The organism is Bradyrhizobium sp. P2_E8 (assembly GCF_056403875.1).
Window position 1 is genome coordinate 1 of the sequence record NZ_JBFUES010000264.1, and the last position, 8,017, is coordinate 8,017.

At 63.5% G+C, this 8,017-nt stretch carries 10 protein-coding genes; 2 read left to right on the forward strand and 8 right to left on the reverse strand.

Annotated features, from left to right (window positions below; translation table 11 throughout):
- The 4 genes from AC1D00_RS16620 to AC1D00_RS16635 form a co-directional block, all read right to left on the reverse strand.
- On the reverse strand, window positions 1–618 hold a 618-nt coding region (locus AC1D00_RS16620; protein ID WP_477011421.1), incomplete at its 3' end, for an AMP-binding protein.
- Window positions 619–807: 189 nt separating this feature from the next.
- Complete coding sequence (locus AC1D00_RS16625; RefSeq protein WP_477011422.1) at window positions 808–1,296, reverse strand: DUF2059 domain-containing protein; 489 nt, start codon at window positions 1,294–1,296, stop codon at window positions 808–810.
- 53 nt (window positions 1,297–1,349) lie between these two features.
- Window positions 1,350–2,561, reverse strand: coding sequence for an OpgC domain-containing protein (locus AC1D00_RS16630; protein WP_477011423.1), 1,212 nt, complete (start codon window positions 2,559–2,561; stop codon window positions 1,350–1,352).
- A gap of 239 nt (window positions 2,562–2,800) precedes the next feature.
- A complete protein-coding gene (locus tag AC1D00_RS16635; RefSeq protein WP_477011424.1) occupies window positions 2,801–3,088 on the reverse strand; it encodes a hypothetical protein in 288 nt (95 codons plus the stop codon).
- A 79-nt stretch (window positions 3,089–3,167) separates the two neighbouring features.
- Between AC1D00_RS16635 and AC1D00_RS16640 the strand changes: the two genes are divergently transcribed.
- Window positions 3,168–4,205 carry a thermonuclease family protein gene (locus AC1D00_RS16640; RefSeq protein ID WP_477011425.1) on the forward strand — a complete coding sequence of 346 codons (1,038 nt, stop codon included), beginning with the start codon at window positions 3,168–3,170 and terminating at the stop codon, window positions 4,203–4,205.
- Window positions 4,206–4,323: 118 nt separating this feature from the next.
- Here the strand turns inward: AC1D00_RS16640 and AC1D00_RS16645 are convergent, their stop codons facing one another.
- Window positions 4,324–5,076 carry an SDR family NAD(P)-dependent oxidoreductase gene (locus AC1D00_RS16645; RefSeq protein WP_477011426.1) on the reverse strand — a complete coding sequence of 251 codons (753 nt, stop codon included), beginning with the start codon at window positions 5,074–5,076 and terminating at the stop codon, window positions 4,324–4,326.
- Between the two features lie 94 nt (window positions 5,077–5,170).
- Between AC1D00_RS16645 and AC1D00_RS16650 the strand changes: the two genes are divergently transcribed.
- The gene (locus AC1D00_RS16650; RefSeq protein WP_477011427.1) at window positions 5,171–5,482 is read left to right on the forward strand and encodes an ArsR/SmtB family transcription factor; all 312 of its coding nucleotides are present in this window, start codon (window positions 5,171–5,173) and stop codon (window positions 5,480–5,482) included.
- Window positions 5,483–5,533: 51 nt separating this feature from the next.
- On the opposite strand, the gene AC1D00_RS16655 is transcribed toward AC1D00_RS16650, so the two are convergent.
- From AC1D00_RS16655 to AC1D00_RS16665, 3 genes are all read right to left on the reverse strand, one after another.
- Entirely contained in the window at window positions 5,534–6,415 is an 882-nt protein-coding gene (locus AC1D00_RS16655; RefSeq protein WP_477011428.1) for a PhzF family phenazine biosynthesis protein, read from the reverse strand.
- A gap of 156 nt (window positions 6,416–6,571) precedes the next feature.
- The gene (locus AC1D00_RS16660; protein ID WP_477011429.1) at window positions 6,572–7,348 is read right to left on the reverse strand and encodes a cyclase family protein; all 777 of its coding nucleotides are present in this window, start codon (window positions 7,346–7,348) and stop codon (window positions 6,572–6,574) included.
- Between the two features lie 47 nt (window positions 7,349–7,395).
- Window positions 7,396–8,017: fumarylacetoacetate hydrolase family protein (locus AC1D00_RS16665; RefSeq protein WP_477011430.1), on the reverse strand; the 622-nt coding region annotated here is incomplete at its 5' end.

Consider the following 8,017-nt stretch of genomic DNA (forward strand, 5'->3'; position numbering starts at 1 on the left):
GCTGACATATTGCCACATCACCGCTTCATGGGTCAGCATCGCCCCCTTGGGCAGCGACTCCGTTCCGCTGGTGTAGACGATCTGCGCGAGGTCGCGGCTGTCGACCGACGCCTCCAGAAACGCGCCGTCGGCATGAAGCAGATCGTCGAAGGTGGTGAGGCCGGCCGGCGCGGTGGCGGGATCCTCACCCGGCAGCCAGATCATCTTCTCGACCGCACAGTCCTTCGCCGAGGCGGCACGCGCGGGCTCGACGAAATCAGGTCCGGTCGCGAGCAGCTTTGCGCCGGAGCTCTTGAGGATGAAGTTGATCTCGTCCGGATTGAGCATGAAGTTGATCGGCACCAGCACCGCGCCGATTCGCGCCACCGCGAAGCGGAGCGCGGCAAAGGCGTGCGAGTTGCGCGAGAGCACGGCGAAGCGATCGCCCTTCTTGACGCCGAGGCCGAGCAGGCCGCGGCCGAGCCGGTTGCAGATCGCGTCCATCTCGGCAAAAGTCCAGCTCACGCTGCCGCAGCTCACTGCGAGCTTGTTCGGCTCCCGCCCTGCCGAACGGCGCAGGAGATCGCCAATGGAATGCTCGCGCGCTTTCGAGATGGTGGCTGCGATGTCGCCGGACATTTCCATTCCCCAAGATTTGCAATTTGCGCGAAGCGTAGTCGGCGCTGTCGGCTCCGTCAAATTCCATGCGGCCGGCGTCATGACGCAAGAACCTGGCGGCGATTGTGATGTTCATCTCCGACGTGCACAGCCTGGGGGGTGAAGCTCGCACCGGACCTTAGCTGCTCGCGGCCTTGCGCTGTTTTTCGCTTAGAGCTTGTGCCCCTTCTGCCGCAGCGCCTCGATCAGGCGCTGCTTCAGCTCGTCGGCCGCCTTCTGGCTGACGTCCTGGCCGATCTGCGTGCTCGCCTGCGTCAGCGCATCCGACTTCTCCAGAAACTTCCGTCCGGCCGGCTGGGCGTAGAACGCCTCGATCTGACGCAGCTCATCGAGGGTGAAGCTGGCGGCGTAAAGAGCCGCGATCTGATCGATCATCGAGGCGACGAACGGAGCGTAGATCTCGGAGCCAGGCGCCGTCAGCGCATCATAGTCGCGCTCGATCTCCGGCCTGTCCTGGGCGACCACGGGCCTGAGCTTGAGCAGGAGCTGCGGCAGCAATACGCGGTATTGATCCGCGATCTTCAACGTGACCACCAGCTTGCGCGCCGCATTCATCGCCTCCGGCGACGGTGCCTGTGCGGAGGCGCCGCAGACCAGGAACAGGAGAGCGCCGGCGATCGTCAACAAACGTCTGGACATGAACCTCTCCGTTGGATCTCTCCGTGAGATGGCGGGCTGGCGCCATGATGCTTTCAGCGGCTCGCGGGCGTCGCGGCCGCCGCCGGAGCGCCTTCGACTGCGGGCTCGGGATCCTCGACCTCCGTCACCTTCACGAACAGGTTCGGCACCCGCTCGGTACGACCGAGCAGCCAGGCGGCGCCGATCATGATGACGATGCCGGCGGCGGAGACGGCGAGCTGCTCCCAGACGCCTTTGGTGTATTGCGTCAGGATCCAGTGCGCGGAGAACGAGAGGAACACCCCCAAGCAGAAGATCGGCAGCGAATGCTGGCCGCAGAGGATGACGGGGCGCAGCCAGGGTCCGTGCAGCAACCGCCATTTGCGCGAGATGAAATGGGTGACCCAGATCGCCAGCGCCAGGAAATGCGTGAAGCGCAGCATGTCGAGATCGGTCTTGTCGATCGGGTAGATCGCCTTGATCATCCATTTCGGGATCAGGGCCTCGAGCGCGGGCACGTGCCAGGTCATCACGATCAGGAGCGCGAAGACGAGCCAGGCCGCCGCGAGCGTCATCGCCGCCTTCGACCAGACCCATGTCGCGATCTTCCCGATCTGGCCGATGCCGCACCAGGCCGCGAACACGAACATCAGCTGCCAGCAGAACGGGTTGAAGTACCAGTGGCTACCTGGCGGATAGGACGCCACGTTCCAGTCGAACCAGCGCGACAGCACATAGAGCACCACGGACGCCGCAAGCGTCAGGTTCGGCCGCCGCACCAGGCACCAGACGATGAAGGGCGCGGCGAACACCAGCGTGATGTAGAGCGGCAGCACGTCGAGATTGACCGGCTTGTATTTCAGCAGGATCGCCTGCCCGATCAGCTCGTCCGGATGCGACAGGAAATTGAACACGTTGAACTCGTGCTCGTACATCGGATTGTCGAAGCGGCGCGCGGTGCGCGCGATCTGCGCCGTGAACAAAAGGAACAGCATGATGTGGGCGACGTACATCTCGGCGGCGCGCCGCCACAGCCGCTTGAGCGCGGCGAGAAACCAGCCGCCCGCGATGATCGGCCCGTAGATCCAGCCGACGAGGTAGCCGGAGATGAAGACGAAGAACTCGGCGGCGTCGCTGAAGCCGTAGTTGCGCAGCGTCAGCCAGGCCACGACGTCGTGCGGGATGTGGTCGAGGAAGATCATCCACAGCCCGATGCCGCGGAAAAGATCGAGCCGCAGGTCGCGCTCGACCGGCGCCAGGAGTGCCGACTGGTCTCGTGTGATCATGGCCCCGCCTCTTCCCGTGGGCGTCGCGCCATGGCGGCGCCGGCAAAATGGAATGCTAAAAAATCCGTATCAAAAGATCACCTGGCCCTGCGGCTAGCTGACTGCCAACGGTAGCCGACCCAGGTGTCCGCGCAAGAGACTTCGTCATCACGGGCGGCGGCGACCGCCCCGGGCCGCGCCGAAGCGGCGGCCGGCTCACAAAACATCGAAAACAACCCCATGCACAGTAGAAGGGCAGCCTAAGTCTTTGTTTTATCTAATAAATAAAAACGGCATATCGGGCCCGACAATCGCCACCGACGGTACGATCGCACGCCAGGCGGATGGAACGGCAAGATCAGCTCGTCGCCCCGAGCGAGCATCTCGTTCAGCATCGCCTCCGCCTTCTGGTTCAGCGGCAGCGCGCCGCTGTCGGACGCGATCGCAATCGCCGCGCGGAGGGCGGCAAGGATCGCGGCCTTGTTCTCTTCGCCCGCGGGCGGCGCACCACGGCCTCGCCGCCGCGCCCCGTCATGGGCCTGTCGCACGAAAATGATCCGTTCCTTCCAGCCGTGCGCGAGTCGCCCTGCTCGAGGCGACCGTCGCGCCCGTTGACAGGAGCGGCCGATGCCCGTGGGACTGCTGGAGGTCGAAGGCACCATCGAGGTCAGCCAGTTCTGGCCGGAGGGGCGGTCTGACGCCGACACCACCAAGGTCGTGGTGGCCATCGCGCCCGATGCGATCCGCTTTCGCAAGAACGACACCTCGCCGTTCCAGTCGACCCACGTCTTCGACAACGCCAAGGTCAAGKGCCGAACCAACACGGCGCCGATCAAGAACGGCAAGCTGACCGTTCGCCTTCAGGGCATCGACGCGCCGGAGTTGCACTACCAGCCCTCGCCGCTGTCGCCCGCCGAGAAGAAGGGCCTGACGGATGCCAAGCGGCAGGCCTATCACGAGGTCACGCACCCCTACCGGCAATTCCTCGGCGCGACGTCGAGCAAGGCGCTGCATGATTTCCTCAGCCGTGCCGGCGAGGCGGCGCTGGCCTGCCGGGTGTTCACCCATGTCGATGCGCCGAACGAGGTGTTCGACACCTATGGACGACTGGTCGGCGACATCGAGGTGACGGTCGCGAACCGGACGGTCGACATCAACCACTGGCTGGTCGAACAGGGCTTTGCCTATCCGACGTTCTACTCCTCGATGAACGACGACGAGATCAAGGCCTTCCTCGCCCTCGCCAAGACCGCGCGGACGAAGAAGCTGCTGGTCTGGAAACATCTCGCCAGGACGATTCCCGCGTTCGACTTCGACCTGCGCGAGCCCAGGAAGAACGAGACAGACGTGCTCGCGACCGACAAGGGCCCGGTGATCATGCCAAAGCTCTACCGCCGCTACACCAACTGGTCGGCGCGCAAGAAGGCGAAGGTGACCAGCCAGAACTTCCAGAAGTTCCTGGGCGAAGGCTCYGGCGGCAAGCCCGACACCTGCTATGCGATCGACGACTTCCTGACCAACGGCGTGCACTCGGCCACGCCGCGGAATTTCGCGGAGTTCGTCGAGGGCGGGAAGACGATCAAGTTTCAGCCGGAGGGGCTGGTGTTCGGGGAGGCGCCGTCGAGCCTGGTGGGAGCGGACAACAAGCCCATCATCCATTTCTGACGCTTGTCTGTCGCCAAAACAAAAATGGCCCGCTCAATGCGGGCCATTTTCTCATCCAAAGCGGTGAAGTCCGAACTTGGCCTTCAGCGACGTCGCGCCCGCGAGAGCACGCGCCTCGTCAGCGAAGACCGCCGGTGACGTGAAGCGTCTCGCCGGTGACGTAAGACGCCTCGTCCGAGGCGAAGAAGGCCACCGTGGCAGCGATCTCCTCAGCCTTGCCGATGCGGGCAAGCGGGGTGACGGATTCGATCCAGTTGCGCATGTCGCCCTCGTGCAGGCCGGCCGACACGACGCCTTCGGTGGCGATCATGCCCGGATTGACGGCGTTGACGCGGATCTTGCGCGGCGCCAGCTCCTTCGCCAGCACGGCGGAGATCGCATCCACCGATGCCTTCGTCGCGGTGTAGACGGCGGTGTTCGCCGGCGCGATGGTCGATACGCCGGAGCTGATGTTGATGATGCTTCCGCCATTGGCGTTGAAGTGCTTCGACACTTCACCCGAGACCAGGAGAAGGCCGAGCACGTTGAGGTCGAAATGCTTGTGGAAATGCTCGGGCGTGATGGCCTCGAGTGGTGCGAATTCGTAGACGCCCGCGTTGTTGACCAGGATGTCGATCGCACCGAACGCCTTCACGGTCTCCTCGACCACGCTTTTCACGTCCTTGGCATCGGCGAGGTTACCGCGGACTGCGACGGCCTTGCCACCCTTGGCGATGATGGCGGCGACCACGCGGTCGGCTGCCTCTTTGCTGGCGCTGTAGTTGACGGCGACCGCCGCACCCTCGGCCGCGAGCCGGGCGGAGATTGCGGCACCGATGCCTTTGGATGCGCCGGTCACGAGCGCAACTTTGCCTTCAAGTCTCTTGGTCATCGCATGTCTCCATTGTTCGGCAGGATGCCGATATTCAATAGTTCAATACTAGTGAACTATTGAATGAGTTCAAGGGAGGTGCTATATTTTGGGCATGGTGCAGTTCGTTCACCCGGCGCGGGAGGAGATTACATTGGCCGGGGTGCTCGGCGCCCTCGCGGATCCCATGCGGCTGCGCATCGTCAAAAGCCTGGCCGTGCAAAACGATTGCATGTCGTGCACCGAGGCAGCGCCTTGCCCCGACATGGCGAAGTCGACCCTGTCGAACCATTTTCGCATTCTGCGGGAGGCTGGCCTGATCCGGACGTCAAAGCAGGGCGTCCAGCACCGCAACGTCCTGCGCGAGGAGGACATCAACGCGCGATTTCCGAAACTGCTCAAGATGATCCTGAGCTTTCCGGACTGARGGCATTCGCGCTGAAGGCACAGGTGTAGCCGCCGTCCCTGCGCCGACCTGCTAAGGCTGCAAGACGTGCTGCTCCGCGCGCGTGACCGAGCCTCCCAGCAGGCAACCGACGGGCCTACTGCCCGCGAAGCCGAGGCGCACCCGGATCTCGGACAACGCTCCCATCGCGCGGCCCTGCATGATGGTGATCCGCTCGCTGTTGGGTTCGACCAGTTCGTTCTTGAGCAGTCCGAACGCAAGCGCCGCGGCGGCAATGCCGGTGGCAGCATCTTCCGGGTAACCGGACGACTTCGGAAACTGCCGCGCCTCGAAACGTCGTTCGCCCTGGTGGTCGATGGCGTAGGGGTAGAGTCCGGTGGACCCGATCCGTCCACAGCACGCCTCGATCTGCGCCGGGTCCGGCACCAGTTCGCTGAGCTCGCGGACGCCCTTGATCGGGATGAGCGTCTTCACGCGTGACGTGACGGCGTTCTGCACGGGTAGGTCAAGCAGATCGCGGCGCGACAGCTTGAGCGTCGACAGAATGTCCTCCTCTTCGGCATGCGAGAGATCAACGACCTTGCCGACGGGCTGGCTGATTTCGACGGACGGATCGCCCGAGTCCACACGATCGACATAACCCGTCACCGATCCACTGCGCGTCTCGATGCGGACCTGTTCGCCCGGCAAGCGCCCCTTGGTCGCGAGGACCCAGAGCGCGCCGATCGTCGCATGACCGCACATCTCCATCTCGTGCCGCGGAACCCAGAACCGGAAGACGTAGTCAGACTCGAGCCCTGGTGACGGCAGAACGAAGCCCGACTCATGCCCAAATTGCTGAGCTACCGACTGCATCCCCGCAGCGAGAAGGTTCGATGCATCGATGACAATTGGACAGGGATTGCCGCCCCGCCCCATGTGGGTGAACACATTGACAAGCTCGACCTCGGTCATCGGATAGCTCACTTCAAGGAAAGCAGGACAGCGATGGTATAGCTGTCGCAGCGACATCCGAGAAAGCCGATTTTGTCGAGCAGCTCGGCACGATTAAAGGGGCCCCCGTGCAGTCACCAAAGCAAAATGGCCCGCTCAACGCGGGCCTTGAGAAGCTCAGCTCTCCAAAATCGCGACCGCTCGCGTCCAACCCGCCGAGGCTCGTTCGATCTTCACGGGGAAGCATGACACCTTGAAGCCGGTTGACGGCAGCAGTTCGAGATTGTGCAGCTTCTCGAGATGGCAATAGCCGATATGGCGGCCGGCCTTGTGACCTTCCCAGATCAGGCTTGCGTCCTTCGTCTCGGCGTACTTTTTCGCGGTATGAACGAACGGCGCGTCCCAGCTCCAGCCGTCGATGCCGGTCAGGCGCACACCGCGCTCGAGCAGGTACATGGTTGCTTCATAGCCCATGCCGCAGCCCGACGTGACGTAGTCCTGCCGGCCATATTTGGCGCCGGCGCTGGTGTTGACCACGACGATCTCGAGCGGCTTCAGCTCATGGCCGATGCGCTTGAGCTCGGCCTCGACGTCCTTGGCCGTTGCGACATAGCCGTCCGGCAAGTGCCGGAAGTCGAGCTTCACGCCGGGCTGGAAGCACCATTCCAGCGGCACCTCGTCGATGGTCCAGGAACGCTCGCCGCGATTCATGGTCGGGTGAAAATGCCAGGGTGCGTCGAGATGCGTTCCGTTGTGGGTCGAGAGGCTGACCTGCTCCACCGCCCAGCCCTGCCCGTCCGGCAGATCCTCGGCCTTCAACCCGTCGAAGAACTGCAACATGCGCGGCAGGCCCTGCTGGTGGTTGATGTACTGAATCGTCGGATGATTGCCAGGCGGGTCGGCCGGCACGTCGTTCTGGAGGGGGACGGAAATGTCGATCAGCTTGCTCGTCATGGCGCTTCCTCGTTGATTGTTCTCGTTGGCGGCCGTCAGGCGCCCCTTCAGACTTCTTGCCGCTCGACGCGGTTCTTCAAAATGCCGATCTTCTCGACCTCGAGCTCGATCGTATCGCCATGCTCGAGAAACCATCCGAGCTCGAGGCCGCAGCCATTGCCGACAGTGCCGGAGCCGATGAATTCGCCGGGCATCAGCGTCTCGTCCTGGGTGACGTGGGCGATGATCTCCTCGAAGGAGAACAGCATGCCCTCGCTGACGCCTTGCGAGCGGGTCTCGCCGTTGACGCGCGCTTCCATCTTCAAACGATAGGGATCGCCGATCTCGTCCGGCGTCACGATCCAGGGACCCATCACGTTGCCGCCGTCGAAGCTCTTGCCCTTGGCCGGGCCGAGTCGTCCTTCCATCTCGACGCGCTGTGCGTCGCGCGCGGAGAAATCGTTGAAGATGGTGTAGCCGAAGATGTGATCCTTCGCCTTCGCGGCGGAGATGTTCGCGCCCTTGTTCTTGGTGATGATCCCGAATTCGAGCTCGTAGTCCATGACCTTGCTGTAGCGCGGCCATTTCACCGTGGTGTTGGTGCCGCGGACGCTGAAGCGGTTGGTGATGTAGAAGATCGGCTGCTTGCGATAGACCTCGGGCAGCTCGCCGAGCGGCTCGGCGTCGATG

Excerpts from the sequence above, each read along its gene's own strand:
- AC1D00_RS16625 (WP_477011422.1), bottom strand. The coding sequence starts at position 1,296 with ATGTCCAGACGTTTGTTGACGATCGCCGGCGCTCTCCTGTTCCTGGTC.
- AC1D00_RS16630 (WP_477011423.1), bottom strand. The coding sequence starts at position 2,561 with ATGATCACACGAGACCAGTCGGCACTCCTGGCGCCGGTCGAGCGCGAC.
- AC1D00_RS16645 (WP_477011426.1), bottom strand. The coding sequence starts at position 5,076 with ATGACCAAGAGACTTGAAGGCAAAGTTGCGCTCGTGACCGGCGCATCC.
- AC1D00_RS16650 (WP_477011427.1), top strand. The coding sequence starts at position 5,171 with ATGGTGCAGTTCGTTCACCCGGCGCGGGAGGAGATTACATTGGCCGGG.
- AC1D00_RS16655 (WP_477011428.1), bottom strand. The coding sequence starts at position 6,415 with ATGACCGAGGTCGAGCTTGTCAATGTGTTCACCCACATGGGGCGGGGC.
- AC1D00_RS16660 (WP_477011429.1), bottom strand. The coding sequence starts at position 7,348 with ATGACGAGCAAGCTGATCGACATTTCCGTCCCCCTCCAGAACGACGTG.